24 protein-coding genes and 1 other RNA gene are annotated in these 26,930 nt (G+C 74.3%); 12 read left to right on the forward strand and 13 right to left on the reverse strand.

The genetic code is table 11. The features are described from left to right. Positions 1–191 precede the first annotated feature (191 nt). On the reverse strand, positions 192–830 hold the full coding sequence (locus ACFZCD_RS14380; RefSeq protein ID WP_391830500.1) for a TetR family transcriptional regulator: 639 nt from the start codon (positions 828–830) through the stop codon (positions 192–194). Between the two features lie 221 nt (positions 831–1,051). On the opposite strand from ACFZCD_RS14380, the gene ACFZCD_RS14385 reads away from it, so the two are divergent. The 5 genes from ACFZCD_RS14385 to ACFZCD_RS14405 all read left to right on the forward strand — a co-directional run bounded on the left by ACFZCD_RS14385 (position 1,052) and on the right by ACFZCD_RS14405 (position 7,061). After that, complete coding sequence (locus ACFZCD_RS14385; protein WP_391830502.1) at positions 1,052–2,428, forward strand: glycosyltransferase family 4 protein; 1,377 nt, start codon at positions 1,052–1,054, stop codon at positions 2,426–2,428. Positions 2,429–2,765: 337 nt separating this feature from the next. After that, on the forward strand, positions 2,766–3,503 hold the full coding sequence (locus tag ACFZCD_RS14390; protein ID WP_391830504.1) for a class I SAM-dependent methyltransferase: 738 nt from the start codon (positions 2,766–2,768) through the stop codon (positions 3,501–3,503). Beyond that, entirely contained in the window at positions 3,500–4,582 is a 1,083-nt protein-coding gene (locus ACFZCD_RS14395) for a prenyltransferase (protein ID WP_391830506.1), read from the forward strand. Before ACFZCD_RS14390 ends, ACFZCD_RS14395 begins: the two co-directional genes overlap by 4 nt. A 119-nt stretch (positions 4,583–4,701) precedes the next feature. Continuing rightward, positions 4,702–5,517 (forward strand): maleylpyruvate isomerase family mycothiol-dependent enzyme, encoded by an 816-nt coding sequence (locus ACFZCD_RS14400; RefSeq protein ID WP_391830507.1) that lies wholly within the window; start codon positions 4,702–4,704, stop codon positions 5,515–5,517. A 128-nt stretch (positions 5,518–5,645) separates the two neighbouring features. Next, positions 5,646–7,061 (forward strand): M1 family metallopeptidase, encoded by a 1,416-nt coding sequence (locus tag ACFZCD_RS14405; protein WP_391830509.1) that lies wholly within the window; start codon positions 5,646–5,648, stop codon positions 7,059–7,061. A 79-nt stretch (positions 7,062–7,140) separates the two neighbouring features. Here the strand turns inward: ACFZCD_RS14405 and ACFZCD_RS14410 are convergent, their stop codons facing one another. The 4 genes from ACFZCD_RS14410 to ACFZCD_RS14425 form a co-directional block, all read right to left on the reverse strand. Then, on the reverse strand, positions 7,141–8,151 hold the full coding sequence (locus ACFZCD_RS14410; RefSeq protein ID WP_391830511.1) for an LLM class F420-dependent oxidoreductase: 1,011 nt from the start codon (positions 8,149–8,151) through the stop codon (positions 7,141–7,143). A gap of 337 nt (positions 8,152–8,488) precedes the next feature. After that, a complete protein-coding gene (locus tag ACFZCD_RS14415; RefSeq protein ID WP_391831294.1) occupies positions 8,489–9,334 on the reverse strand; it encodes a hypothetical protein in 846 nt (281 codons plus the stop codon). A gap of 185 nt (positions 9,335–9,519) precedes the next feature. Next, complete coding sequence (locus ACFZCD_RS14420; RefSeq protein ID WP_391830513.1) at positions 9,520–10,557, reverse strand: N-acetylmuramoyl-L-alanine amidase; 1,038 nt, start codon at positions 10,555–10,557, stop codon at positions 9,520–9,522. Between the two features lie 38 nt (positions 10,558–10,595). Then, a complete protein-coding gene (locus tag ACFZCD_RS14425; protein ID WP_391830515.1) occupies positions 10,596–11,234 on the reverse strand; it encodes a class I SAM-dependent methyltransferase in 639 nt (212 codons plus the stop codon). Between the two features lie 133 nt (positions 11,235–11,367). On the opposite strand from ACFZCD_RS14425, the gene ACFZCD_RS14430 reads away from it, so the two are divergent. Both ACFZCD_RS14430 and ACFZCD_RS14435 read left to right on the forward strand, forming a co-directional pair. Continuing rightward, positions 11,368–11,928 carry a superoxide dismutase family protein gene (locus tag ACFZCD_RS14430; protein WP_391830517.1) on the forward strand — a complete coding sequence of 187 codons (561 nt, stop codon included), beginning with the start codon at positions 11,368–11,370 and terminating at the stop codon, positions 11,926–11,928. Positions 11,929–12,018: 90 nt separating this feature from the next. Continuing rightward, complete coding sequence (locus ACFZCD_RS14435; protein WP_391830519.1) at positions 12,019–12,462, forward strand: hypothetical protein; 444 nt, start codon at positions 12,019–12,021, stop codon at positions 12,460–12,462. Between the two features lie 204 nt (positions 12,463–12,666). Here the strand turns inward: ACFZCD_RS14435 and ACFZCD_RS14440 are convergent, their stop codons facing one another. From ACFZCD_RS14440 to ACFZCD_RS14450, 3 genes are read right to left on the reverse strand one after another with little or no spacing between them, the layout of a single operon-like run. After that, complete coding sequence (locus tag ACFZCD_RS14440; RefSeq protein WP_391830521.1) at positions 12,667–13,848, reverse strand: bifunctional RNase H/acid phosphatase; 1,182 nt, start codon at positions 13,846–13,848, stop codon at positions 12,667–12,669. Positions 13,849–13,853: 5 nt separating this feature from the next. Beyond that, positions 13,854–14,597: a zinc ribbon domain-containing protein gene (locus tag ACFZCD_RS14445; RefSeq protein WP_391831296.1), complete on the reverse strand. Its 744-nt coding sequence runs from the start codon at positions 14,595–14,597 to the stop codon at positions 13,854–13,856. 13 nt (positions 14,598–14,610) lie between these two features. Then, positions 14,611–15,450 carry a Nif3-like dinuclear metal center hexameric protein gene (locus ACFZCD_RS14450; protein WP_391830523.1) on the reverse strand — a complete coding sequence of 280 codons (840 nt, stop codon included), beginning with the start codon at positions 15,448–15,450 and terminating at the stop codon, positions 14,611–14,613. 352 nt (positions 15,451–15,802) lie between these two features. On the opposite strand from ACFZCD_RS14450, the gene ACFZCD_RS14455 reads away from it, so the two are divergent. Both ACFZCD_RS14455 and ACFZCD_RS14460 read left to right on the forward strand, forming a co-directional pair. Beyond that, positions 15,803–18,382: a hypothetical protein gene (locus ACFZCD_RS14455; protein WP_391830525.1), complete on the forward strand. Its 2,580-nt coding sequence runs from the start codon at positions 15,803–15,805 to the stop codon at positions 18,380–18,382. Positions 18,383–18,679: 297 nt separating this feature from the next. Next, positions 18,680–18,838: a hypothetical protein gene (locus ACFZCD_RS14460; protein WP_391830527.1), complete on the forward strand. Its 159-nt coding sequence runs from the start codon at positions 18,680–18,682 to the stop codon at positions 18,836–18,838. A gap of 139 nt (positions 18,839–18,977) precedes the next feature. On the opposite strand, the gene ACFZCD_RS14465 is transcribed toward ACFZCD_RS14460, so the two are convergent. From ACFZCD_RS14465 to ACFZCD_RS14475, 3 genes are all read right to left on the reverse strand, one after another. Beyond that, entirely contained in the window at positions 18,978–19,919 is a 942-nt protein-coding gene (locus ACFZCD_RS14465; protein ID WP_391830529.1) for a 3-oxoacyl-ACP reductase, read from the reverse strand. A gap of 29 nt (positions 19,920–19,948) precedes the next feature. Continuing rightward, entirely contained in the window at positions 19,949–21,043 is a 1,095-nt protein-coding gene (locus ACFZCD_RS14470; RefSeq protein WP_391830531.1) for a zinc-binding dehydrogenase, read from the reverse strand. 84 nt (positions 21,044–21,127) lie between these two features. Then, the gene (locus ACFZCD_RS14475) at positions 21,128–21,991 is read right to left on the reverse strand and encodes a MaoC/PaaZ C-terminal domain-containing protein (protein WP_391830533.1); all 864 of its coding nucleotides are present in this window, start codon (positions 21,989–21,991) and stop codon (positions 21,128–21,130) included. Between the two features lie 135 nt (positions 21,992–22,126). Here ACFZCD_RS14475 and ACFZCD_RS14480 point away from each other — a divergent pair, with 135 nt between their 5' ends. The 3 genes from ACFZCD_RS14480 (at position 22,127) to ACFZCD_RS14490 (ending at position 24,765) form a co-directional block, all read left to right on the forward strand. Beyond that, positions 22,127–23,374 (forward strand): sensor histidine kinase, encoded by a 1,248-nt coding sequence (locus ACFZCD_RS14480; RefSeq protein ID WP_391830535.1) that lies wholly within the window; start codon positions 22,127–22,129, stop codon positions 23,372–23,374. After that, positions 23,371–23,976: a response regulator gene (locus tag ACFZCD_RS14485; RefSeq protein ID WP_391830537.1), complete on the forward strand. Its 606-nt coding sequence runs from the start codon at positions 23,371–23,373 to the stop codon at positions 23,974–23,976. The genes ACFZCD_RS14480 and ACFZCD_RS14485 overlap by 4 nt, the downstream gene beginning before the upstream one ends. Positions 23,977–24,159: 183 nt before the next feature. Continuing rightward, a complete protein-coding gene (locus tag ACFZCD_RS14490; protein ID WP_391830539.1) occupies positions 24,160–24,765 on the forward strand; it encodes a hypothetical protein in 606 nt (201 codons plus the stop codon). 94 nt (positions 24,766–24,859) lie between these two features. On the opposite strand, the gene ACFZCD_RS14495 is transcribed toward ACFZCD_RS14490, so the two are convergent. Together ACFZCD_RS14495 and rnpB are read right to left on the reverse strand one after the other, a co-directional pair. Next, positions 24,860–26,218, reverse strand: a complete 1,359-nt coding sequence (locus ACFZCD_RS14495) for a glycosyltransferase (protein ID WP_391830541.1) — start codon at positions 26,216–26,218, stop codon at positions 24,860–24,862. 308 nt (positions 26,219–26,526) lie between these two features. Further along, positions 26,527–26,929, reverse strand: an RNA gene (gene rnpB, locus ACFZCD_RS14500) — RNase P RNA component class A. Position 26,930 lies beyond the last annotated feature (1 nt).

The following is a 26,930-nucleotide window of genomic DNA, read 5'->3' on the forward strand; positions in this document are numbered from 1 at the left end:
GTCCCCGCCTTCCCGATCCCCCGCGCAGCGAACACTGCGCCGGACACGACGCTCATTCATACCGGCGTGTGCCACCGCGACGGGCGCGTATACCGGACATGCAGGGGGCGCAAGGGCGCATGAATCACGCCACGTGCGCCCCAAGTTCACTCGAAAGCGCCTCCCATGAATCGGGTGCCGGGGGTAGCGCGTCAGGCTTGTTGTGGGGTAGTGAGCCGGATGAGGCGGCAGACGGTCTCGATGTCGATCCGCACCTGAGCGATCGAGGCGCGCCCCGAGAGCCAGGTGATGAGCGCCGAGTGCCAGGTGTGCTCGATGACGCGGACGGCGGAGAGCTGCTCGGGGGTGGGCGGGCCGCCCGGCCCCATGGCGTCCAGGATCAGGGCCGTGGTGAGCCGGGAGACGGTGTCGACCTCGGCGCTCACGGAGCGGTCGGCGAAGGTGAGGGCGCGCACCATCGCGTCGGCCAGGTGCGGGTCGCGCTGCATCGCGCGGAAGGCCCGCATCAGGGTCTGGGCCACGCGGGCGGCCGGGTCGGTGGCCGTCGGCGGGCGCTTGCGCAGCGTGCCGTGCAGCGCCTGCAGCTGGTCCTGCATGGTGGCGACGAGGAGATGGACCTTGGAGGGGAAGTAGCGGTAGAGGGTGCCGAGCGCGACGCCCGCCGCCTCGGCGACCTCGCGCATCTGCACCGCGTCGAAGCCGCCGCGGCCCGCGAGCTCCGCGGTGGCCTGCAGGATCCGGCGGCGGCGCGCCGCCTGACGCTCGGTCAGGGGGAGGCTGGGCCCGGCGGGCAGGGCCCGCGCGGTCGGCGACTTGGGTTCCGTCGTCATATGTCCCATTCCGTGACAATCCATCCAGGGTGTCTGTACGGCCCGGACGGCACAGCATGGCAGGGGCCGGGCCGTGGCGCGAATCACCCGATCCGGACCTGGCGACCGCCCTTACGGCCGGTAGATTCGAGGCTTCTGGACGACCCAGTCTGAAACTTGTTCTAGATTAGCGCGACCGGTTACGCTCCGGCCGGAACAGCAGCCAGAAGGAGGCCGGGGGAGTGACCGCTGAGGCCACTGAGGCAGCTCTCGCAGCACACGGACGGGACGTGCGCCGGGACGCCCTCGACGAGGCGGGCCCCGGGGCGGGCGACCGCCCCCTGCGCATCGCACTCCTCACCTACAAGGGCAACCCCTTCTGCGGGGGCCAGGGCGTGTACGTCCGTCACCTCTCCCGCGAGCTCGCCCGCCTCGGGCACAGCGTCGAGGTCATCGGCTCCCAGCCGTACCCCGTCCTCGACGAGGGCGTGACCCTCACCGAGCTCCCGAGCCTCGACCTCTACCGCCAGCCGGATCCCTTCCGCACGCCCGCGCGCGACGAGTACCGCGACTGGATCGACGCGCTGGAGGTCTCCACCATGTGGACGGGCGGCTTCCCCGAGCCGCTCACGTTCAGCCTGCGCGCCCGCCGCCATCTCGCCGCGCAGCGCGGGCGGTTCGACGTCGTCCACGACAACCAGACGCTCGGCTACGGGCTCCTCGGCGGCCCCGCCGCGCTGGGCGCCCCGCTGGTCACCACGATCCACCACCCCATCACCGTCGACCGGCAGCTCGACCTCGACGCCGCCGCCGACTGGAAGCGGCGGGCGTCCGTACGGCGCTGGTACGGCTTCACGCGCATGCAGAAACGTGTCGCCCGGCGGCTGCCGTCCGTGCTGACCGTCTCCGGCTCCTCGCGCCAGGAGATCGTCGACCACCTCGGCGTCCGGGCCGAGCGCGTGCACGTCGTGCCGATCGGGGCCGACACGGACCTGTTCTCGCCGGATCCCTCCGTGCCCGAGGTGCCGGGGCGGATCGTCACGACCTCCAGCGCGGACGTGCCCCTCAAGGGCCTGGTGCACCTGATCGAGGCGCTGGCGGTCGTCCGCCGCCGCCACCCGGACGCGCACCTCGTCGTCGTCGGCAAGCGCGCCGAGGACGGGCCCGTCGCCACCGCCATCCGGCGCTGCGGGCTGGACGGCGCCGTCGAGTTCGTCAAGGGCATCAGCGACGCCGAACTCGTCGACCTCGTACGGTCGGCGCAGGTCGCCTGCGTGCCGTCGCTGTACGAGGGCTTCTCCCTGCCGGCCGCCGAGGCCATGGCCACGGGGACGCCGCTCGCCGCCACGACCGGGGGCGCCATCCCCGAGGTCGCCGGCCCCGACGGCGAGACCTGCCTGGCCGTCCCGCCCGGCGACCCCGGAGCGCTCGCCTCCGCCCTGGGCCGGCTCCTCGGAGACCCCGACCTCCGCCGCCGCCTCGGCGCCGCGGGCCGCGAACGCGTCCTCTCCCGCTTCACCTGGCGCGAGGCCGCGCTCGGCACGGCCCGCCACTACCGCGAGGCGATAGCCCTCGCGGGCAGCAATGCGGCCCGCCGGCCCGCGGGACGGCGAGGCTAGTGCGGTCCGGCACGGTGCCGCCGCAGCGCTTGCCCGCCACGACGGCGCCCTTCCGGCACCGCCGGACTCCGCCGTGCGGCTTGCCCGACGTCGCGGCGGAGGGTTGTCGCCACGGCAGCCGCGGACCCGGCGGACCGTGCTCCCGGCACGAACGTCCCGCCGCGGCGGAGAGACGCGGCCGCGGCACCCATGGACCCGCAGACGCTGCGCTCCCGCGCGAAACGGCCGCCGCCCCGGCGAGCAACCCCCGCGGCGCGGCCCGGCGGTGCCCGGCCTGCCGTGACCTGTACGTACCCGAAGACCATCACCCCGTCCCGCCGGCCGAAAGCAAACACCCGTGCTGACCGTCGATTTCTCGCGCTTCCCCCTCGCCCCAGGCGACCGTGTTCTCGATCTGGGATGCGGGGCGGGCCGGCACGCCTTCGAGTGCTACCGGCGCGGCGCGCGCGTCGTCGCGCTGGACCGCAACGCCGAGGAGATACGCGAGGTCGCCAAGTGGTTCGCCGCCATGAAGGAGGCGGGTGAGGCCCCCACGGGGGCCACCGCCACCGCCATGGAGGGCGACGCCCTCGCGCTGCCCTTCCCCGACGACAGCTTCGACGTCGTCATCATCTCCGAGGTCATGGAGCACATCCCGGACGACAAGGGCGTGCTCGCCGAGATGGTGCGCGTCCTCAAGCCCGGCGGCCGGATAGCCGTCACCGTCCCCCGCTACGGCCCCGAGAAGATCTGCTGGGCCCTCTCGGACGCCTACCACGAGGTCGAAGGCGGCCACATCCGCATCTACCGCGGCGACGAACTCCTCGGCAAGATGCGCGAGGCCGGCCTCGAACCGTACGGCACGCACCACGCCCACGGCCTGCACAGCCCCTACTGGTGGCTCAAGTGCGCCTTCGGCGTCGACAACGACAAGGCGCTGCCCGTCCGCGCCTACCACAAGCTCCTGGTCTGGGACATCATGAAGAAGCCCCTGGCCACCCGCCTCGCCGAGCAGGCCCTCAACCCGGTCATCGGCAAGAGCTTCGTGGCCTACGCGACCAAGCCCCACCTGCCCGGCGGCGGGGTGGACGCGTGACCACCTTCAGCCGCGGCTCCGGCCGCACCGAACGCCTCGTCCTGCCCGGCGTCCTGACCGCCGGCCAGGTCACCCGCACCGTCGCCGGCATCGCCGCCGTCCAGCGCGAGGACGGCGCCATACCCTGGTTCCGCGGCCACCACCTCGACCCCTGGGACCACGTCGAGGCCGCCATGGCCCTCGACGCCGCCGGCGAGCACGGCCGCGCCGAGGCCGCCTACCGCTGGCTCGCCCGCCACCAGAACCCCGACGGCTCCTGGTACGCCGCCTACGCCGACGGCGCCGCCGACGAGCCCACCGACCGCGGCCGCGAGACCAACTTCGTCGCCTACGTGGCCGCCGGCGTCTGGCACCACTACCTCTCCACCGGCGACGACGCCTTCCTCGACAGCATGTGGCCCACCGTCTACGCCGCCGTCGAGTTCGTCCTGGCGCTCCAGCAGCCCGGCGGGCAGATCGGCTGGAAGCGCGAGGACGACGGCACCCCCGTCACGGACGCGCTGCTGACCGGCTCCTCGTCCATCCACCAGGCGCTGCGCTGCGCCCTGGCCATCGCCGAGCACCGCGAGGAGCCGCAGCCCGACTGGGAGCTGGCCACGGGCCTGCTCGCGCACGCGATACGCCGGCACCCCGAGCGGTTCCTCGACAAGAGCCGTTACTCGATGGACTGGTACTACCCCGTCCTCGGCGGCGCGGTCACCGGCGTCGCCGCCAAGGAGCGCATAGAGGAGGGCTGGGACCGCTTCGTCGTCCCGGGCCTGGGCGTGCGCTGCGTGCTGCCCAACCCGTGGGTGACCGGCGGCGAGAGCTGCGAGCTCGCCCTCGCGCTGTGGGTCATGGGGGAGTCCGACCGCGCCGTGCAGATCCTGCAGTGGATCCAGCACCTGCGCGCCGAGGACGGCATGTACTGGACGGGCTACGTGTACGACGACGACGCCGTCTGGCCCGAGGAGCGCACCACGTGGACGGCGGGCTCGCTGCTCCTCGCGGCGGCCGCGCTCGGGGGCGACGAGGCGACGACCGCGGTGTTCGGCGGGGAACGGCTCCCCGCGGGCCTGGAGCCGGACTGCTGCCCGTAGGCCCCGGCGGTGGCCCCGCCGCCCGGGGCCGCCGGAAGGGCCGGCCGGAACCGAGAACCGGAACCTGAACGTCCGTGCCTGCCGGGGGCGTTGTCAGTGGGTGGTCCTACAGTGAGCGCATGACGACGATGCTGAGTCACGAGCGCTACTGTTCCGAGATCCTCGGCGAGACCGACCGGCTCCGTGCCGCCCTGAGCGAGGGCGGCGCCGACGTGTCGGTCACCGTGCCCACCTGCCCCGAGTGGACCCTCGGCCACCTCCTCCTGCACGTGGGGCAGGCCCACCGGATGGCCACCATGCTGGTGCGCGAGCAGATCATGGAGTTCGTACCCCCGGCCGCCGCCGCCCGGACCGACCCCGCGCCGGCCCCGGGCGAGCCCTCCACGGACGACCTGCCCGGTCTCACCGCATGGCTGGCCGAGGGCGCCGGGGAGCTGGTGGAGGTCCTGCGCAAGGCCGGTCCCGACAGCCCCGTGTGGACGTTCTCCGAGCACCAGCGGTCCGGCTTCTGGGCCCGCCGGATGGCGCACGAGACCCTGATGCACCGCGCCGACGTCCTGGGCACCCTCGGCCTCCCCTTCACGGCCGAGCCCGCCCTCGCGGCGGACTGCATCGACGAGTGGCTGTCGATACTCGCCCTCCCGGCCGCCGTCGCCTTCAAGCCGCGGCTCGCGGAGCTGCCGGGCCCCGGCCGCACCCTCCACCTGCACGCCACCGACACCCCGGCGGAGCTCGACGCGGAGTGGTTCATCGACCTCACCGGCGAGGGGGTGGCCTGGCGGCGGGCCCACGAGAAGGCCGCCGTGGCCGTCCGCGGGCCGCTGACCGACGTGCTGAGCGTCCTCTTCAGCCGCCTGCCCGCCGACACCGACCGGGTGGAGATCCTGGGCGACCGCGAGCTGTTCGACTTCTGGCTGGAGCGGGCCGTCTTCTGAGGCCGCGACAGCAAGGGCCCCGGCTCTCCGGAGGCCGTCCTCGCTGCCCCCGCTGCCCTCACTGCCCTCGGCCGTCCGGGAGACACGTCCTCCCGGACCGGCCGCCGGGCGGATGAGAGCATCATCGTATGACCGTTGTGCCCAGATCCTCCCTGCTCCACCGGCTCGCCCGCGTCACCGTGCTGCCCGCCGCCCTCGTGCTCGTGGCGGCCTGCGGATCCGGTGACGCCGCGACGCCCAAGGCCGGCGCCCCCGGCGCGGGAGACCCGCTCTTCCCGCGCCTGGGCAACGGCGGTTACGACGTCCGGCACTACGGCCTGACCCTCGACTACGACCCGGAGGGCAACCACCTCAAGGCCACGGCCGTCATCACCGCCCGCGCGACGCAGGACCTCGGCGCCTTCAACCTCGACCTCAAAGGCCTGACGGTCCGCAGTGCCCGCGTCGACGGCCGCCCGGCCCGCACGGCCCGGAAGGGCAGCGAGCTGACGGTGACGCCCCGTGAGACCTTGGGCAAGGGGCGCGACTTCGAGACGGTCGTCGTCTACGACGGCACGCCGAAGGAGATCAAGGACGAGGGCGGCGAGGTCGTGGAGGGCTGGGTCGAGACCGACGACGGCGCGGTCGGCCTCGGCCAGCCCACCGGCTCGATGACCTGGTTCCCCGGCAACCACCACCCCTCCGACAAGGCCGCCTACGACATCACGGTGTCCGTCCCCAAGGGCTACACCGCCGTCGCCAACGGCGAACTGCAGCGCGAGGAGACGAAGGGCAACCGGAAGGTCTTCACCTGGCACAGCGCCGAGCCCATGGCGAGCTATCTCGCGAGCGTCGCCGTCTCCCCGTTCAAGGTCACCACCTCCCGCGCGGGCAAGCTGCCCCTGTACATCGCCACCCACCCCAAGGAGGCCGCGGCCGGAGCGCGCCTGGAGAAGCTCCTGCCCGAGGCCATCGCCTGGGCGAGCGACCTCTTCGGCCCCTACCCGTTCTCCTCCGCCGGCGCGGTCGTCGACCACAACCCGTACGTCGACTACGCCCTGGAGACCCAGACCAAGCCGTACTTCGAGTCCGCCCCGGACGACGTGACCGTCGTGCACGAAGTCGTCCACCAGTGGTTCGGCAACTCCGTCAGCCCGCGCACCTGGCGCGACATGTGGCTCAACGAGAGCTTCGCCGCGTACGCGGAGTGGATGTGGGAGGAGAAGCACGGCGGCCGCTCCGTCCAGCGCATCTTCGACGACTACTACACCGGCAAGGATCCGCTGAGCGACGGCATCTGGGCCTTCCCGCCCGCCGACCCCGCCCCGGCCACGGTCTCCGACCCGCCGGTGTACGGCCGCGGCGCCATGGTGCTGCACAAGCTGCGGCGGGCCGTGGGCGACGAGACCTTCTTCAGCACGGTCCGGGCCTGGGTGAGCGAGCACCGGTACGGCAACGCGGACACCGCCGGGTTCGAGCGGTTCTGGCAGGAGCGCACCGGCAGGAACCTCGGTGGCGTGTTCGGCCCGTGGCTCCACGGGCAGGGGCGGCCGGACCGGCCGTGACCCGCCGGGACGGGAGGCGCCGGGCACATCCGGCCGCATCGGCGCTCGGGTCGCATCCGGGGGCGCCGGGCGTCTCCGGTCACCCCACCAGTCCGGCCAGCACCCGCAGCGTCACCGGGTCCGGCGCCGTCACCAGCAGGTCCGTCACCGGCCCCGCCCGCCACAGCTCCAGCCGTTCCGCGATCCGCTCGCGCGGCCCCACGAGGGAGATCTCGTCGGCGAAGGCGTCCGGCACGGCCGCGACGGCCTCCTCCCGCCGCCCGGCCAGGAACAGGTCCCGCACCCGCCCGGCCTCCTCCGCGTACCCCATGCGCGCCATGAGGTCGGCGTGGAAGTTGCGCCGCGCGTGCCCCATGCCGCCGATGTAGAAGCCGAGCATCGCCTTCACCGGGCGCAGCCCCTCGGCGACGTCGGCGCACACCCGCGCCTGGACTAGCGGCGCCACCAGGAAGCCGGGGGGCGCGGTGGCGAGGGCCGCGGCGTGCAGGCCGGTCCGCAGCGGGGACCAGTACAGGGGCAGCCAGCCGTCCGCGATGCGCGCGGTCTGGGCGACGTTGCGGGGCCCCTCGGCGCCGAGCAGGACGGGCAGGTCCGCACGCAGCGGATGGGTGACGGACCGGAGCGGCCTGCCGAGGCCGGTCGCGCCGGGGCCGCGGTAGGGGAGCGCGTGGTGGCGGCCCTCCAGGGTCACCGGGGCCTCGCGGCGCAGCACCTGGCGGACCACGTCCACGTACTCGCGCGTCGCGGTCAGCGGGCTGTCCGGGAACGGCCGCCCGTACCAGCCCTCGACGACCTGAGGGCCCGACAGCCCCAGGCCGAGCAGCAGCCGGCCGCCGGAGAGGTGGTCGAGGGTGAGGGCGTGCATGGCGGTGGCCGTGGGGCTGCGGGCGGCCATCTGGGCGACCGCCGTGCCGAGCCGGATGCGGGTGGTGTGGGCGGCGATCCAGGTGAGCGGGGTGAAGGCGTCGGAGCCCCAGGCCTCGGCCGTCCACACGGAGTGGTAGCCGAGCCGCTCCGCCTCCCGGGCGAGGTCGAGGTGGTGGGTGCCGGGGCCGCGTCCCCAGTAGCCGAGCGCGAGTCCGAGCCGCACGGGGTGCCTCCCGGCAGGGTCCGTAACTGACGTGCCGTCAGGTGCGGGACCGACTGTACGGACCGGTCCGCGCTCGGACAAGACGGCTCTCGCGGGGCCGCCCGGCGCGCGTGGCCGCGGCGACGGGCGGTGGCAGGGCCGGGTCCGGCACCGCCGTTCCGCGCCACGGTGGTTGCTCGCCGCTGCGGCGGAGGGCTGCCGTGGCGGCACCCCTGGAGCAGCGGCCCGCGGACAGCGCGTTCGGCGGTGGGAACGGTGCCGCCCGCAGCCGGTGCCCGGACAAGGCGACGGCCCGCCGGGGAATCCCCGGCGGGCCGTCGGACGTGCGGTGTGCGCGTCAGCCGCGCTGAATGCCCGTCGTGTCCTGCAGCACGCCGCGGCGGCCGTCCTGCGTCTGCGCGACGAGTGCCTGGCCGCGCTGCTCCACCGCCAGGTACCACGTACCGGGGGCGAGCTCGGCGATCTGCGTCGGCGAACCGTCCTCGCCGTACAGCGGGCGCGGCACGGGCACCGCGAACCAGAACGGGGCGAAGTCCCCGGCCGGGGCCGCGGGCTGGCCGGCGGCCGGCTGCGGCGCGGCCGCGGCGGCACCGCCGAGGCTCGCGTCCGCCTGGCCCGGCTGCCCGCCGTAGGACTGCTGGCCGCCGCCGTACGGACCGGCGGCACCGGCCTGGGCGCCCGGGCCCGGGTAGCCGTAGCCGGGGTTGGGGCCGGCGCCGTACGGGGACGGGGCCTGCGGGCCCGGGGCGCTCACCAGCGGGGCCTTCAGGGCCGGGGTGCGCGGGGTCATCAGCGCCGCGCCGGCCAGGGCCGCGTTGGCGATGAGGCCCAGGATCTGGCCGACGCCCGGCGACACGCCCTGGGCGCCGCCGATGATCGTCCACAGCGAGGACCACGCGGCGAACACGGCGAACGCGGTGCCCCACTGGCCGAGCTCCAGGCCCACGAGCTTGCGGCCCTCGGGCTGGAAGCGCGCGGCGACGACGAGCGCGGCGGCGATGATCCCGGCGAGGAAGATCGACGGCAGGACGGGGAAGAGGCCGGCCTTCCAGCCGTTCGGCTCCGGGGCGCAGATCGCCGACGTGCAGTCGTACGAGTAGAAGCTGAGGAACGAGGCGATGAACAGCAACACCGCTGCTCCGATCACCACGCCGTCGCCTCGAGTGAGGGAGCGGATGTTCACTCTCATGTCCTTTGTCAGTGTGATCATTAACGTCGCTGTCGCCGGCACGCGAGTGTGCGGGGGCGCGGGGGTGGCCCCCCATCGTACGGGTGAACCTATCGCCTGCACCGTCGGGGCGTCCTCTTCGTATCTGCCTCGTGACAAGCCCGTGGTCTGCGAGGACGGCCATAACGACGGCTTCCGGCCTACCCGTCCAGGAAGTCCTTGATGCCGTCGGCGATCCCTTGCGCCGCCTTCTCCCGCCATGTCCCGTCCTTCAGCAGGGCGGCGTCCTGCGGATCGCGCATGTTGCCGCACTCGATGAACACCTTGGGAACGGTGGAGAGGTTGAGGCCGCCGAGGTCGCCGCGGGTGTCGAGCCCCGTGCCGCCGCCGATGTAGTTGGACGGGGCGCTGCCGGTGGTGCGCACGAAGTGGCCCGCGATCCGCACGCCGAGATCCTTCGACGGCCCGGCGATCGGCGCGGTGTCCGCGCGGCCGCCCTTGACGGAAGCGGGCAGGATCACATGGAACCCGCGGTTGCCGACGGCCGAACCGTCGGCGTGCACCGAGACGGCGGCATCGGCGTGCGCCTCGTTGCCGATCGCCGCCCGCTCGTCCACGCACGGGCCGTACGGGCGCTCGCCGTCGTGCGTCAGCACCACCTTGGCGCCCTGCGCCCGCAGGATCGTCCGCAGCCGGTGGGCGACGTCGAGGCTGAACGAGGCCTCCGCGTAACCGTCGTCCGTGGACGTGCCGGTGGTGTCGCACTCCTTGCGGCCCGTGCCGATGTCCACGGAGCGGTCGATCTCGGCGGTGTGCTCGCTGTTGCGGAGGTTGTGACCGGGGTCGATCACGACCACCTTGCCCTTGAGGGGGCCGCCGGACGCCGGGGCGTCGTCCGCGGCGGGCGACGCGCTCCCCGGAGCGCCGGCCGGTGCGCTCTCCGCCGCGGACGGGCCGGGCGCCGGCGAGGACGCCTTCCCGGACGGCGACGGCCGCCCGGCCGCCGCCCGGTCCTGCGGCGAGGCCGGCCCGCCGGGCACCGCCGACGACGCGGCCGCCACCGGAGCCCTGCCCCCGCCGTCCGTCCCCGCGTCCCACATCAGCCAGCCCGCGACCCCCGCCGGGACGAGGGCCGCCACGGCGACGACGACGGGCGTACGGAAGCCGCCCGCGCGGAGGGCCGGGCGGGTCGGACGGCCGGTGCGGTGACGGGGCCGGGGAAAGCTGCCTTTGGACACCCGGCGATGCTACGCCGCCGCCCCGCCCCGCAGGGGGCCTACGCCGCAACCGGTCCGCGCCGCAGCACCCGCAGCGAACGCGTCACCGACACTTCGGTGAACTCCCCGGACTCCAGCGCCCGGAGATACACGCGGTACGGCGCCTGACCGCCGTCCGCCGGGTCCGGGAAGACGTCGTGGATGACCAGCAGCCCGCCCGGCGCGAGGTGCGGGACCCAGCCCTCGTAGTCGGCCGTGGCGTGCTCGTCGGTGTGCCCGCCGTCGATGAACACCAGCCCCAGCGGCTTCCCCCAGAGCGAGGCCACCAGCGGCGACCGCCCCACCAGCGCCACCACGTGCTCCTCCAGCCCCGCCTGATGCAGCGTGCGCCGGAACACGGGCAGCGTGTCCATCCGCCCCACGGCCTCGTCCACGAGCGACGCGTCGTGGTACTCCCAGCCCGGCTGCTGCTCCTCGCTGCCCCGGTGGTGGTCCACGGTCACGGCCGTCGTCCCCGCCTCCCGCGCCGCGGCGGCGAGCAGGATCGTCGACCGGCCGCAGTACGTGCCGACTTCGAGCAGCGGCAGCCCCAGCCCCGCCGCCTCCTCGGCGGCCGCGTGGAGGGCGAGGCCCTCGTCGAGCGGCATGAACCCCTTGGCCGCCTCGAAGGCGGCGATGATCTCGGGCTTGGGGGGCATGGTGTCGTCCTCCTGGGGTACGCGGTGGTCGGCTCATTGTCCTCACGGGCCTCCGCGCGCGGTGCGCGAGGGGCCGTTACCGTGGACGGCACGGGCGGGGGACACCGACGACCGCTGCTGAAAGGTGCGGAAGATGTCCTTCGCCCTGTCGCTGCTCGCCGCTTCGACGGCCGCGGTGACCTGTCTCGGCGGCACCCACGGCGGGCAGGCCGGCGCAGCCGATGTGAACGCCGTCTTCGCGGACCCCACGGGGGACGTGCTGCGCGCCGTGACGTTCGCCGCGGACGCGGTCCCGCCGGGCGCCCGCGTCGCCGTCGTCGAACGCACCGGCCACCACGGCACCCGCATCCACCTGAGCCTCCACGGCCTCCAGCCGGGCCGTACGTTCGGCGCCCACGTCCACACGCAGCCGTGCGGCACCCGCCCCGAGGACTCCGGCGCGCACTACCAGCACGTCCGCGACCCCGAGCAGCCCTCCACCGACCCCGCGTACGCCAACCCGCGCAACGAGGTCTGGCTCGACTTCACCACCGACCGGCGGGGAGACGGCGCCGCGTCCTCGTCGGTCGCCTGGCACTTCCGCCCCGGCGAGGCCCGCTCCGTCGTCCTCCACGAGCACGCCACCGAGACGGCCCCGGGCCGGGCGGGCACGGCCGGCGCGCGGCTCGCGTGCGTCAACGTGCCCTTCGAATGAGCTCGAACAACAGGGCGAGCCACTCGCAAGGGTGATCGTGTGCGCTGCCGGCCCCGTACGCGGTTCCCCGCGCCGTAGCCTGCTGCCGCCATGAACGATTTCGTTGACGAAGCACGCTCGCGCGTCGCACACCTGCTCCGGATGGCCAACACCACCGATGACCGGGTCAGGGCACGGATCATCGAGTACGCGGACACCACCCCGGAGCCGCCCGTCATGAGCCGGGCCGGGATCGTCACGACGGGATGCGCGCAGTGCCTGAGGACCGCGTGGCGGCAGCAGGACGCGGAAGGGCCCGTGTGGGTCTGCGCGTCGTGCGGCCATGTCGAAGGAGTGACCGTGAACTGCCCCCACTGCAAGGTGCCCATGGCCCCGCCGCCCCCCGGCGCCCCGGACCGCTGGCAGTGCCCGCGGTGCCCTCGGGTCGCGGCCACGGGCGAGAGCGCGCAGGACATCGAGGAGCGGGAGCGGCAGCGGCTTGCGGCCGTTGCCGCGCTGGAGGAGGCGATGGCCCTGCGGGCGGCGGCCGACTGAGTGCCTCGCTGATGCGAGGTCGTTCGGCTGCGGGCCGCCGGTGGCTGATCGCGCAGTTCCCCGCGCCCCTTCCGGGGCGCGTGCCACGGTCGGCTTCAGCGCTTGCGTGGCGCGCGCATCTTTTCCGCCGCAGCGGTGCGAAACCACCGCGTGCCTTTTCGGCGGTTCCGAACCGCGCTCGGGCCGGGGCGGACCCCGACCCGTTCACCGCAGGTGCGACGTGTCGTTCAGCAGGCGCAGTGACGCATTGCCGTCCGCGTAGTAGGCCACGGCCGACACCGAGGCCGCCGACAATTCCATGCGGAACAGGGACTCCGGCGGGGCGCCGAGGGCCAGCCGCACCAGGGTCTTGACCGGCGTCACGTGCGTGACGAGCAGGACCGTACGGCCCGCGTACCGGGCGAGGAGCTTGTCGCGCGTGACGGACATCCGGCGGGCGACCGCGGCGAAGCTCTCGCCGCCGCCGGTGGGGGCGGCCTTGGAGGAGGCGAGCCAGGCGTCGAGGTCGGCGGGGTGGCGCTCGCGGACCTCCGCGAACGTCAGGCCCTCCCAGGCGCCGAAGTCGGCCTCGCGCAGGCCCTCTTCGATGCGGACCTCCAGACCCAGACGGGCGGCCACGGCCGCGGCCGTCTCGCGGCAGCGCCGCATCGGCGAGGAGACGACGGCCTGGATGGTGCCGCGGGCGGCGAGCGCGGCAGCCGCGTGCTCGGCCTGGCGGCGGCCCACCGGCGAGAGCTCCGGATCGCTGCCACCACTACCGGAGAATCGCTTCTGCGGAGTGAGGGCCGTCTCACCGTGCCGCATCAGGACGAACGTGGTCGGCGCCCCGAGATCGGCGGGGGCGGCCCAGCCGACGGGAGCGGCCTTGGGCTCGGCCGACGGCTCCTCCGGCGGCTCCACCACCGGCCCGGCCGCCGGCAGGGCACTCCGCTCGCCGAGCGCCGCCGCGGACGCGCCGGCCTCCCACTGCCGGCCGGCCTTGCCGGCGTCCATGGCCTCGTTCGCGAGCCGGTCCGCGTGCTTGTTCTGCTCGCGCGGGATCCACTCGTACGTGACCTGCCCCGGGGGGAAGACGGTCCGCGCGCGGGCGGCCAGCGGCCGCATGTCCGGGTGCTTGATCTTCCAGCGGCCCGACATCTGCTCCACGACGAGCTTGGAGTCCATCCGGACCCGGACGCCGGCGCCGGGGTCCAGGGCCTTCGCGGCCTCCAGGCCGGCGATGAGGCCCCGGTACTCGGCGACGTTGTTCGTGGCCGTGCCGATGTACTCGGCGGCTTCGGCCAGCGCCTCGCCGGTCGTCGCGTCCAGGACGACGGCGCCGTAGCCGGCGGGGCCCGGGTTGCCCCGGGAACCGCCGTCCGCCTCGACGATGAAGCGAGGAGCCATCGGGCTTACAGGCCCGACTCGGAGGTGCGGACGAGGATGCGGGTGCAGTTCTCGCAGCGGACGACCTCGTCGGGGGCGGCGGCCCGGACCTCGTTGAAGGCGGTGATGTCGAGCTCCACGCGGCAGCCCTCGCAGCGGCGCTGGTAGAGCCGCGCCGCACCGACGCCGCCCTCCTTGACGCGCAGCTTGTCGTAGAGCTTGAGGAGGTCGGCCGGGACGGAGGCGGCGACGATCTCGCGCTCCTTGGTGACCGAGGCGGTCTCGGCGTCGATCTCGGCGACGGCGGCGTCGCGGCGCGCGACGGCGTCGTTGACCTTGGCCTGGACGGACTCGACGCGGCCGGTCAGCTCGGCGACGCGCTCCTGCGCGGACTCGCGGCGCTCCATGACCTCCAGGACGACGTCCTCCAGGTCGCCCTGGCGCTTGGCGAGCGAAACGACCTCGCGCTGCAGGTTCTCCAGGTCCTTGGCGGACATGCCGACGCCGGTGTCCAGGCGCTGCTGGTCACGGGCGGCACGCTGGCGGACCTGGTCGACGTCCTGCTCGGCCTTGGTCTGCTCGCGGGCGGTGTCGCTCTCCTCGGTCTGCGCGGCGACGAGGAGGTCGCGGTGCTGGGTGAGGTCGGCCTCGAGGGAGGCGATCTCGGCGTGCTCGGGCAGGCTCCGGCGCTTGTGGGCGAGCTGACCGAGGCGGGTGTCCAGCGCCTGGAGGTCGAGGAGGCGGATCTGGTCGGCGGGCGCGGCGTTCAGTTGGGGGCTCCTGTTAGTGGTGGTGACTGGAGGACGCCGCGTGGGCGGTCCAGGGGTCGGTGACGGTCTTCGAGACGTGGGTGCGGAGGCCCCACCCGTGGCGGTCGGAGATCTCGTCCAGCTGGGCGGCCGCCTGCTCTGCCCAGGGCCACTCGGTGGCCCAGTGGGCCGCGTCGACGAGCGCCAGCGGGCTGTGCTGCTGGGCCTCGGACGCGGGGTGGTGGCGCAGGTCGGCGGTGACGTAGGCGTCGACGCCGGCGGCCCGCACCTCGTCGAAGAGGGAGTCGCCGGAGCCGCCGCACACGGCGACGGTGCGGATGGTGCGGTCGGGGTCGCCGGCGACCCGGATGCCCTGGGCCGTGGCGGGCAGCCGCTTGGCGGCGCGCTCGGCGAACGCGGCCAGGGTCACGGGCGGGTCGACCTCGCAGACGCGGCCGAGGCCGCGGCGGCCCGCCGGGTCGGCCGGGTCGGGCACGAGGGGGCCGGTGACGCGCAGGTCGAGCGCGCCGGCGAGGGCGTCGGAGACGCCGGGGTCGGCGCGGTCGGCGTTGGTGTGCGCGACGTGCAGGGCGATGTCGTGCTTGATCAGGGTGTGCACGACGCGGCCCTTGAAGGTCGAGGCCGCGACGGTCGTGGTCCCGCGCAGGTAGAGCGGGTGGTGGGTGACCAGCAGGCCGGCGCCGAGCTCCACGGCCTCGTCGACGACCTCCTGGACGGGGTCGACCGCGAACAGCACCCGGTCGACCGGGGCCTCGGGGTCGCCGCAGACCGTGCCGACGGCGTCCCACTGCTCGGCCTGCTCCGGGGGCCAGAGGGCGTCGAGGGCGGCGATGACTTCAGACAGTGCGGGCACGGAGGAAAGGCTACCTGTCCGCCGTGCCCGCGCGGGCTCCGCCCGATCCCGGGCGTCACCTCGCGAGCCGGTTCCGGGCGTCACGTCCCGAGGAAGACTTTCAGCCACCTCTCGTGACTACTTAGGCTCGCCTTGCCTTACGTGACGGGTGGAAAGACGTGAAAGCACATCCACCCCGTAACCCTCAGGCGAATCGGACAAGGGCCACCCTTACGCGTGAAGCGGGCCGTCTCTCATTGTTCGGCAGGAAGTGCGATAACTACGTTCAGTGCCGGAGGTGACGTTTCTCATGACGGTCTGTGCTCCCCAGAACACTCCGCCGAGCTCCCAGGGCACCCCGCGGAGTGGCTCGATGGACATGAGACGCGCGGCGTTCACGGTCACGGAGAACGGCTCGTACGCCGCCCGGCTGGCCCTCGACGGCGCCACCGGTGGCTGGTTCCCCGAGCGCTGGACGCTCGACGGCCCCGAGCCGTACGCCGTGCCGCTGCCCGGCAGCCAGCCCGAGGAGCCGGACAGCGAGGTGCAGCCGCTCGCCGACGGGCGGGTGCTCATCCGCCGCCGGGTCGCCGAGCGGCACACCCTCTCGCTGCTCTACCCCACCGGCCCCGGCACCGGGGAGCTGCCGGTCGGCGCCGTCGAATGCGCCCGGCTGTCCCTCCTGCCGCCCGCCCCGGGCGGCTCCTCCGTCTACGGGCTCGAGCACGCCGAACGCTCCACCGTGCTGTGGCGGCTGCAGGGCGGCTCCTTCGGCCCCGAGCGGATCGTCGAGGTGGCCGGGCACTGCGCGGGCGGCGCCTGGCTCGACCGCACCGGCCGGCTGCTCGCCCTCGACCGCGAGCTGGACGGCCGCACCAAGACCGTCGTGCTGGACCTGGAGCGGGGCGGCGAGACCAGCCCGCTCCTCCAGATCACCGAGGAGAGCAACGACCGGCTGCTCCTCGCCGACCCGTACAGCGGCCTCCTGCTCGTCCGCTCCGACGCCCCCGGGCAGGACCGGCTCGGCTGGGGCGTGCTCGGCTCCGCCCGGCCCGTCCGCTTCCCCGAGTGCCTCCGCCCCGCGGGCGCCGTGCTCACCCCGTTCGCCGCCCAGCCCGGCCAGGAGCTGACCCCCGAGGGGTGCGCGGTGGCCTTCCGGGTCGAGGGCGCGACGGGCAGCTGGGTCGGAGTGTGGCGCCCGGCGGGGAAGCAGCTCCAGCAGTTCCCGGCGCCGGCGGGCTGGCTGGTCGGCGCGGGCCTGTGGACCAGCGGCGGCGAACTGCGGCTGCCCTTCGTCACGCCCTACGTCCGGTGCGGCCTGGCCCGGCTCCGGCTGCCGGAACCCGAACGGGACGGGACACGGGATACCGGCGGGCGCGGCGCGGCACGGGACGGCGCCCCGTCCGGGCCGCCGCGCACCGCGGCCCCGCAGGCCCCCCTGCTGCAGGGGGTTCCGAGGCCACTGCCTCCGGAACAGCCCCCGCTGCTGCAGGCGACGGCGACGGCGACACGGCCGAGCCCGGAACAGCCGCTCGCGGGCGGGCCGCGGGGGCCGCTGCTGCAGGCGGCCCGCCCGGATCCGGAGCGGCCGTCTTCGGCGGGGCCGGAGGTGCCGTTGCTGCAGGGGTCTCGGCCGGGCTCCGAGCGGCTGTCTTCTGCGGGGCCGCAGGTGCCGCTGACGCAGGGGCCTGGGCGGGGTCCGGAGCGGCCGTCTTTCGGCGAGGCGCGGGAGCCGTTGTTGCAGGCGGCCAGGCCGGGTCCGGAGCAGCCGCCTTCCGGGGGGCCGCAGGTGCCGTTGCTGCAGGGGTCTCGGCCGGGCTCCGAGCAGCTGTCTTCTGCGGGGGTGCAGCCGCCTCTGCTGCAGGTGGCCCGACCGGCCCCTGAACACCCGTCTCCTGCCGGGCCGCAGGTGCCGCTGACGCAGGGACCTGGGCGGGGTCCGGAGCAGCCGTCCTTTGGCGAGTCGCAGGGGCCGTTGTTGCAGGCGGCCAGGCCGGTGCCGGCTTCTTCTTCTTCTGCGGTGCCGCAGACGCTGCAGGCCCAGGCCTCGGGGGAGGGCCCGGAGCCGCTGTTCCCCGCCGCGCCGGAATCGACGGCCTCCGCCGCGCCGCAGCCCCTGCTGCTGCAGGACGGGCCGAGGACGGTGTCATCGCCGCAGTCACCGCAGGTGTCCCGGCCCTTGCCGGAGCCGGCATCATCCGTCTCCGTATCGCATCCGTCGCAGATGCCGTTGCTGCACGACCTCCCGCTGCCGGTGCCGCCGGCCCGGACGGTCCGGGCGGAAGCCGAGCCGTCCGTCTCTGCCACGCCGCAGCCGCCGTTGCTGCAGACGTCCAGGCCGGACCCGGAGCTGCTGTTCCCCGCCGCGCCGCAGGCAGTCCGGCCCGCGCCGGAGCCGGCAGCCTCCGCCGCGCCGCAGATGCCGCAAGCCTCGTTGCTGCAGGACCTTCCGCGAACGGTGTCTTCGACGCCGGCAGCCCGGCCCGTACCGGAGCCGGCGCCGTCCGCCGCGCCGCAGTCGCCCTCGCTGCAGATGTCCCGGCCGGATCCGGAGCCGTTGTTCCCTGTCGCGCCGGAGCCGGCAGTCTCCGTCGCGCCGCAGACGCCGCCGCAGGGCGTCCCGCGGCCCGCGCCCGCGCCCGAGGCCGAAGTCTCCGCCGCACAGCCACAGTCGTCGGCATCGCTGCTTCGGGACGTGCCCGAACCGCAGCTTTCGCCGCAGGCGGGGCGGCCGTTGCTGGAGCCGCCTCATGAGGGGGTGTCGGCCGGGCCGCCGCAGGCCGACCGTGCGGAGTCGCCGACCTCGGTCTGGACCGCCGTGCCCCCCACCGGTCTCCCCGGCGCCGGGATGCCGGGAGCCTGGTCCGTGGCGGCGTCCGCGGCGCGCGGGGCCGGCCCGTCCAGGCCCGTGCCCCTGCAGCAGGCCCCGCTGGGCAGGGAGCACCGGCCCTGAACACGGGCTGAACACCGGCCCCGAGCACCGGCCCGAGCGGCAAGCGGGAACGCACTCGGGCACCACCCGGAAGGCCCCCGGACGGCAGCCGACTCGCCGCCCGGCCGGGTGGCCTCCGCGATCAAGGTCCCGTTAGAATTCGGGCGGGGGTTGCGCAGCTGTACCGGACGGACACCGTCGTGAGCCGAACGGCCGCGTACGGAGGGCGTGTCGGCGTCCGCCGGCCCCGTGCGCCACTGCCGTGGCAGCCCCCCACGCGCCAAGCACGCATCCCCATCCGACGGAGTGACTTTCCCCATGCCCGACGCCCGAACCGACACGACCGAGGCGCGCCCCTTCGAGGCGTCCGCCCAGGCCGCAGCCGCCGGCTCCGGCAGGCACCGTGGTCCGGCTTCCCCCGACGACAACAGCACCCCCTCCCACGGCAAGCACCGCCGCACGCCGCAAGGACACTGACCGGCGTCGCCGACGACTCCGGTGAGCCCTCGGGCGCCGGGCGGCCCCGCTCAGCGGCGGCCCCCGGCGCCCGAGGCGTTTCCCGCCCCGCGCGCCGCCCACGCACCAGGCCGCACACCAGGCCGCATGCCGGGCCGCCTCAGCCGGGCCCCAGCTGCCACACCTCCGGCGCGGCGAAGGTCTCTCCCGGCGGGCGCCCCGCGAAGTACGGGGTGAGCAGGCCGTCCAGCTCCCCGGCGGTGAAGACGCCGCCGCCCGTGGTGAACCGCGCCGCGACCTTCGGACGCTCCATCACGGCGACCATCCCCCCGTGCACGAGGAACACCTGCCCCGTCACCCCCGCCGCGTCCGGCGCGGCGAGATAGCCGACCAGCGGCGCGACGTGCTCCGGGGCGAGCGGATCGGGCCCGCCGCCCTCCGGCGCGCCGACGCCGGCGAAGATCTGCTCCGTCATCCGGGTGCGGGCCCGCGGGCAGATGGCGTTCACCGTGACCCCGTACTTGCGCAGGGCCTCCGCCGTCGAGGTGGTGAGGCCGACGATGCCGCCCTTGGCGGCCGCGTAGTTGGGCTGACCGGGGGAGCCGATGAGGAACGCCTCGGAGGAGGTGTTGACGACCCGCCCGTACACCGGCCGCCCGGACGCCTTCGCCCGCTCCCGCCAGTGCGCGGCCGCGAAGCGCAGGGTGTTGAAGTGGCCCTTGAGGTGGACGCGGATCACGGCGTCCCACTCCTCCTCGGCCATGGAGAAGACCATCCGGTCGCGCAGGATGCCCGCGTTGTTGACCAGGATGTCGAGCGAGCCGCCGCCGGCCTCGACGGCGAGCCGTACGAGGTCGCGGGCCCGGCCGAAGTCGGCGACGTCGCCGACGTGCGCGGTGGCCCGGCCGCCCGCCGCCCGGATCTCGGCGGCGACGGCCTCGGCGGGCGCGGCGGAGGACTCGCCGGAGCCGTCCGCGCCGGGCTGCCCGTAGTCGTTGACGACGACGTGGGCGCCGAGCCGGGCCAGTTCGAGCGCCTCGCTGCGGCCGAGGCCGCGGCCCGCGCCGGTGACGATCGCGGTCTTGCCGTGCAGGGACACCATGGACGGCTCCTCGCCTGGTCTACGGGGCGTCAGATCTCGATGCACGTGCGCAGCGCCTCGCCCGACCGCATCTGCGCGAGCGCCTCGTTGACGCCGGACAGCGGGACCCGGTGGGTGATCAGGCCCGCGAGGTCGATGCGGCCGGCCCGCCACAGGCTGATGGCCCGTTCGTACGCGCGCCGGACGTCGCCGCCGCCGTACAGGGAGGGCAGGATCTTCTTCTCGTCGAAGAACAGCTCGAACATGTTGACCTGGAAGAGGTCGTCCACGGCGCCCGCCCCGACGACGCAGAGCGTGCCGCCCCGCCGCGTGGCGTCGTACGCGGCGCGGGCGGTGGCGGAGGTGCCGACGACCTCGAAGGCGTAGTCGAAGCCCTCGCCGCCCGTGACGCGGGCGCGGGCGTCGGCGAGCGCGTCGGGCGGTACGGCTTCGGTCGCGCCGAAGCGCAGCGCGGCCTCGCGCCGGGAGGCGACCGGGTCGACGGCGACGATCTGCGCGGCGCCCGCGGCCCGCGCGCCCTGGATCGCGCAGATGCCGACGCCGCCGCAGCCGATGACGGCGACGGAGGAGCCGGCGGCCACGTCGGCGGTGGTGAGGGCGGCGCCGAGGCCGGTGGTGACGCCGCAGCCGATGAGCGCGGCGATGTCGTAGGGCAGGTCGTCGGGGATGGGCACGGCGCAGCCCGCGCCGACGACGGCCTCCTCGGCGAAGGTGCCGGTGCCGGCGAAACCGAAAACGTCGGAGCCGGAGCCGGATCCCGGCACGCCCATGCGGAAGTTGGGCGTCCCGGCCTCCATGAGCCCGGCCAGGCACAGCTGCGTCTGGCCGCGCTTGCAGGCGGGACAGCCGCCGCAGGACGGCAGCCAGCAGACCAGGACGCGGTCGCCGGGCCGCAGCCCGGTGACGCCGTCACCGACGTCGACGACCTCGCCGGCGCCCTCGTGGCCTGGGACGAAGGGGACGAGCTGGGGCAGCACCCCGTTCATGGCGGACAGGTCGGAGTGGCAGAGCCCGGTGGCCCGCATGCGCAGCCGGACCTTGCCGGGGCCGAACCCCACCGCTTCGACGTCGTCGCGGACGTCGAGCTCGGATCGTCCTGTCTCGTGCTGTACGGCTGCGCGCATGACGGACTCCTGTGACGCGGGTGACGAAGGGGCCTGTGCGCTCGTGCGGCGCTCTCCTCTCTCTGCTCTCTGCTTTCTGCGCGTCTACGTGTGGGTGACGACGGTGTCCGCGAGGACGGGCGCGTCCTCGCGCTCGACGGCGGTCACGGACAGCTGGATCCGGCCGGGCGCCGGCGTCTCGCGCCACATCCGCACGCGCAGCGTCTCGCCGGGATAGACGACGCCGGCGAAGCGGGCGCGGTACGCGCGGATGCGGGCGACGTCCCCGCCGAGCGCGGTGTCGGCGACGGCCTTGAGGGCCATGCCGTACGAGCAGAGGCCGTGCAGGATCGGCCGGTCGTAGCCGGCGCGCTCGGCGAACCCGGGGTCGGCGTGCAGGGGGTTCCAGTCGCCGTTGAGGCGGTAGAGCAGCGCCTGGTCCTCGCGGACGGGGCGCTCCACCGTGTGGTCGGGGGTGCGTACGGGCTGCTTCAGGCGCGTGGAGCTGCCGCGTTCGCCGCCGAAGCCGCCTTCGCCCTTGACGAAGATCTCGCTCTCGCTGCTCCACAGCGGCCCTTCGGCGTCCGCGGCCTCCGCGCGCAGCACGATGACGGCCGCCTTGCCCTTGTCGTGGACGGCGGTGATGCGGGAGGTGCGGGTGGCGGTGCCGTGGGCGGGGATGGGCCGGTGGACCTCGATGGACTGCCCGCCGTGCAGCACGGCGGCGAGGTCGACGTCGACGCCCGGCGCGGTGAGGCCGCCGGACTGGGCGGTGCCGCCACCGGCGACGGTGGTGAAGCTCGGGAGGACGTGCAGCCGGCTCTCGAGGGTGTAGCGGAGCTCGGCGGGGTCCGTGGCCGGGATGCCGGCGCCGATGCCGAGGTGGTAGAGCAGGACGTCCTTGTGATCCCAGGTCAGTGACGTGCGGCGGGGTGCGGCGGCGACGGCCTGGCGTGCGTCGATGGGCATCGGGAACCTTCCTAGAACGCGTTCTAGCCGATCCGATGGACCCCATGTATAGCCGGGCCCGGGACAAATGTCACGGGTGGCTGCCCACACTTGCATCTGCCCAGCTCAGCGGGGTGTTCCCTAGAGTTCTGAGCCATGACCGACAGCACGTCCGACAGCAAGCCCGGCAACCGGTCCGAGAGCAAGTCCGAGCGCAGGACCGCACGGAGGGCCGAACGCGAGGCAAACCGTAAGCTCCGGGCCGAGCGGCACAAACCCCCGGGGAAGTTCGCCTTCCTGCCCTGGCTCTTCATGCTCACCGGGGACGTCGAGGACCTGTTCCGGGGCGAGGTGCCGCTGCCCTGGCTCGGCGGGCTGGGCGTGCTGGCCTTCGCGGGGCTGTACGCCCTCGCGGTGTTCACCGGCCTCGACAAGCGGAAGCGGGCGACCCGCGTCCCGTTCTACGCGCTCGGCGGGATGGCCACCGTCACGTACGCGCTGACCCTCGGTTACGGCGGCGACTGGCTGCTGTGCTTCCCCCTCCTCTCGCTGGCCGCCGGCATCGTGCTGCGGCGCGGGATGACCGAGAGCGGGCGCCTGCTGTCCGTCGTGATCCTCACCTTCGCCGGCTCCGCCGGGGTGATCGCCGGCATACGGGGAGGACCGTCGGAGACCCTGACCGTCGCCTACGGGACCCTGCTCTCCGGCTTCGTCACCGCCGCGATCCTCAGCCTCTTCGAGACCGTGGCCGAGCTGCGCGAAACGCGCGAGGAGCTGGCCCGCAGCGCCGTCGAGCGCGAACGGCTGCGGTTCTCGCGCGACCTGCACGACCTGCTCGGGCACACCATGTCCGTCATCGTCGTCAAGGCGGAGGCGGTGCGCCGGCTCGCCCCGCGCGACCTGGACGCCGCGATAGGGCAGGCCGCCGACATCGAGGCCGTGGGCCGGCAGGCCCTCACGGAGATCCGCGAGGCCGTCACCGGCTACCGCGAGTCCACCCTCAACACGGAGCTCGACCGCGCCCGTTCCCTCCTGGAGGCCTCCGGCATCACCCCGGACATCCGCCAGTCCGGCCCCCCGCTGCCGCCGCAGAGCGCGGCGCTGCTGGGCTGGGTCGTGCGGGAGGGCGTCACGAACGTCGTCCGGCACAGCGGTGCCGGCCGCTGCACGGTCGAGGTGCGCGGCGAGACCGACCAGGTACGCCTGGAGATCACCGACAACGGCGGCGGCGTAGGCTCGGACGCGGCTCCCGCCGGCTCGCCGGGGAACGGCCTCAAGGGCCTGACCGAGCGACTGGCCGCCGCGGGCGGCCACCTGACCGCCGGCCCGGACGGGCGCAAGGGCTTCCGGCTCGTGGCCGAACTGCCCGTGGACTCGGAGTCCGAGGAGGACCACCGCTCATGATCAAACTGCTCCTCGCCGAGGACCAGGGAATGATGCGCGGCGCGCTCGCGCTGCTGCTCGGGCTGGAGGAGGACATCGAGATCGTCGCCCAGGTCGGCGACGGCGACGCGATCGTCCCCAAGGCTCTCGAGACGCAGCCGGACGTCGCGCTCCTCGACATCGAACTGCCCGGCCGCAGCGGCCTGGACGCGGCCGCGGACCTGCGCGCCCGCATGCCCGGCTGCCAGGTCCTCATACTCACCACCTTCGGGCGCCCCGGCTACCTGCGCCGCGCGATGGAGGCCGGCGCGGCCGGCTTCCTCGTCAAGGACGGCCCGGTCGAGGACCTGGCCGCCGCGATCCGCCGCGTCCTGGCCGGCGAACGCGTCATCGACCCGGCCCTCGCCGCCGCCGCCCTGAGCGCCGGCCCCAACCCCCTCACCCAGCGCGAACGCGACGTCCTCGCGGCGGCGGTCGACGGCGCGACGGTCGCGGACATCGCGGCCAAGGTCCACCTGTCCCCGGCCACCGTCCGCAACTACCTCTCCGCAGCCATCGGCAAGACCCAGACCCGCAACCGCATGGAGGCGGTCCGGGCGGCGCGGCAGAACGGCTGGCTGTGACGCCGGGCGGCGCCCCCGGGCCCGCCGGGCCACAGGACGGCCACGGATCCGTCCTGGTTCGGTCGCGGTTCGATCATGATCATGCAAATGGCCGAATTCCGGTCATGCCCATGCCCATACGCTTCCGGTCGTTCACGTAGATCGACCTGGCGCCGGCGCCAGGCGGCACCATGGGGGATCCCAATGTCCATTCGGCACGTCATCGCGGCCGCGCTGGTCGTCTCCGGCGCACTCGCCCTGACCGCCTGCGGGCCCACCGACGACGACGGCGGAAAGAGCAGCGGTGGCAAGAACGACGGCAAGGGCGCGGTCAGCGCGGCCCCGTCGCAGCGGCCGGCCGAGGACAAGGGTGACAAGGGCGGCAAGGGCAACGGCGGGGGCAAGGGCTCGTGCCCGACGCTCGCCAAGGGCCACAAGTACGTTCAGGTCTACAGCGTCACGGGCGCGATGAACGACGTCACCGCCAAGGACGCCACGATGACCTGCTCCGCCAAGCCGGACAACGGAGCCGCCTACCACGCCGTGGGCGACTACAAGACCTACCACTGGAAGCCCGGCTCCAAGGTGACCGTCCTGGGCAAGAACGGCCCGGAAGAGCGCGCGGAGCAGCCCGCCGGCGACCAGCTGTCCGGAATCGGCCACGTCAAGCTGTGCGCGGACCCGGAGCGCCGAGGAGGCAACATGGCACCCGTGAACCACACGGAGTACTGCTACGGCAAGAACTTCTACGACGTGGCCGTGGGCTCCGACAACACGATCACGGAGATGACCGAGCTCTACGGCTCGTGAGCCTGATTCCCCGGGCCGGAGCGGGCTGAGGCGGACCGAGCCGGGCGGGGGCGTTCCCGGGCCACCGTGTGCGCAGCCGCTCGTCGCAGCGTGCTCAGGCCGTGCCGGCACGGCCCCTCCGGACGGGCCCGGGTGTCTCGTTCGTGACGGGCGCCTCCACCGCGCGTTCGGTCTTGGTCCAGTGTCCGCGCCGGGTGGTGATCTGCCACAAGGCCCGCCAGCCGGCCGCGAAACCGAGGTACATGCACACCATGACGGCGGGAGACCAGCAGACCGCCTTCCAGACCGGCAGGTCGTCGGTGCGGCGCCAGTAGAGCAACGCCGAAGCCAGACAGGCGGCAACGGGCAGTGACTGCAGGGCCAGCAGGTTCAGCCACGCCGGTCCGGACACGAGGCGGGGCATTCCGGCGCCGTCCCCGCACAACGCGCGGAGGAGCGCGTAGTGCTGGACGACCGAGGCGGGCAGGGTGACGAGGTACGGGCTGAGCAGGTAGCCGGTGAGTTCGACGCGGCCCCGCAGACCAACGGCAGGCCGCGCCCAGAGTTCCGGCAGGCGTCCGATGGCGCGCATGTGGCCGTGGTACCAGCGGGTGCGCTGCCGCAGCAGGCGGCGTGGGCTGGTCAGTCCCTGCTGGGAGACGAATGCCGTGGTGGTGGAGGTGACCGTCCAGCCCCTGGCCGCGAGGCTGATGCCCAGGTCGAGGTCCTCGGTCAGGGAGTCCGACCAGGGGCGCGGCCCGACGCTGTCGAGGGCGGAGAGCCGGCTGAACTGGCCGTTGCCGCCCATGCTCACCGTGCCGGTCGCGGTCCGGCCGTACTGGGTCAGGGCGCTCAGGCACCAGAACTCGAGATCCTGCAACCGCAGCGCCCGGCGATGCCTGCCGCGGATGCGCACCGCCAGCTGGGCCCCGCCCACCGCCGGGTCCGCGAACAGCTCCGTCACCCGGCTCGCGGCGCCCGGCGTCATCCGGCCGTCGGCGTCCAGCACGCACACGAGCACCCTGCCCGTGTCCAGGCGTTCCTTCCCGGCGCGCTCGCGCACGGTGCGCAGCCCCGCGTTGAGGGCGGCGCCCTTGCCCTGCCGGGCGGCGGGCGGCGTCCTGCGCACCAGGGCGACCCGGTCGCCGCCGACGGCACGCACGATGCGGGCGGTGCCGTCGCTGCTGCCGTCGTCGACCACGACGACGCGCACGCCCGGCTGTCCGTCGAGCAGGCAGCGCAGCGTATTGGCGATGACGCGCTCCTCGTTCAGGCAGGGAACGAGGACGAAGACGCTCCAGCCGGCCGGAAGGGCGACGGGCCGCTCGTGCGCCGGTCGCAGCTGTGCGCGCAGCGACCCGTCGGTGCGGCGGAGGAGGGCGATGCCCAGGGCGAGGAGCGAGATGTTGTAGACGCCCGTGAACACGGCGATGGCAATGGCGATGTCCTGGATGATCCTGTCCAGTGCGGCCACGGGGAGCCTCCTTGCGGGCGCCGCCCGAACCCCGGAGCGCGACCTCGCGGGCGGCACCGCTTTCGTCGCTCTCGCCCGGATTTTGGGCTACCCAGGTGAGATGCCGGATGCACTCCTGTGCGTCCCGTTTCAGGGAGATCGTCGGCGCCGCCGACGCATTCGGACGCGCCCCGGCGCGCGATGTGCGCCACCGCACGGAGGCGCGGGCGGCGGCCCGCTGCGCGGCCGCCCGCGGTTGGCCGAGAACCCCAGGGCCCGAAAAGAAACCCCGCCGGATCCTGTTTTCGCAGGTCAGACGGGGTGAGGGGCGGACGAGTCGGCCTGTACGCCGGGTTCTGTCTCCCGGGGGCCTTGCGGCCCTCGGGGAGGCGGCCATCCATCTAGGCCTGCCGTTGCCGGCAGGCTCGTGCGGTCTACCCGCGGACTCGGGCGGGCAGCCCTCGAACGTCCGCGCAGGGCCGCCGTGAAAGCAGCCCCTCTTGACCTTGCTCCGGGTGGGGTTTACCTAGCCGCCTGAGTCACCCCAGGCGCTGGTGGTCTCTTACACCACCGTTTCACCCTTACCGGAAGCCTTGCGGCTCCCGGCGGTCTGTTTTCTGTGGCACTGTCCCGCGGGTCACCCCGGGTGGGCGTTACCCACCACCCTGCCGTGTGGAGCCCGGACGTTCCTCGGGGGATCCGAAGATCCCACGCGGCCGCCCGGCCGGCTCGT

The organism is Streptomyces sp. NPDC008001 (assembly GCF_042958085.1).
Taxonomy (GTDB): domain Bacteria; phylum Actinomycetota; class Actinomycetes; order Streptomycetales; family Streptomycetaceae; genus Streptomyces.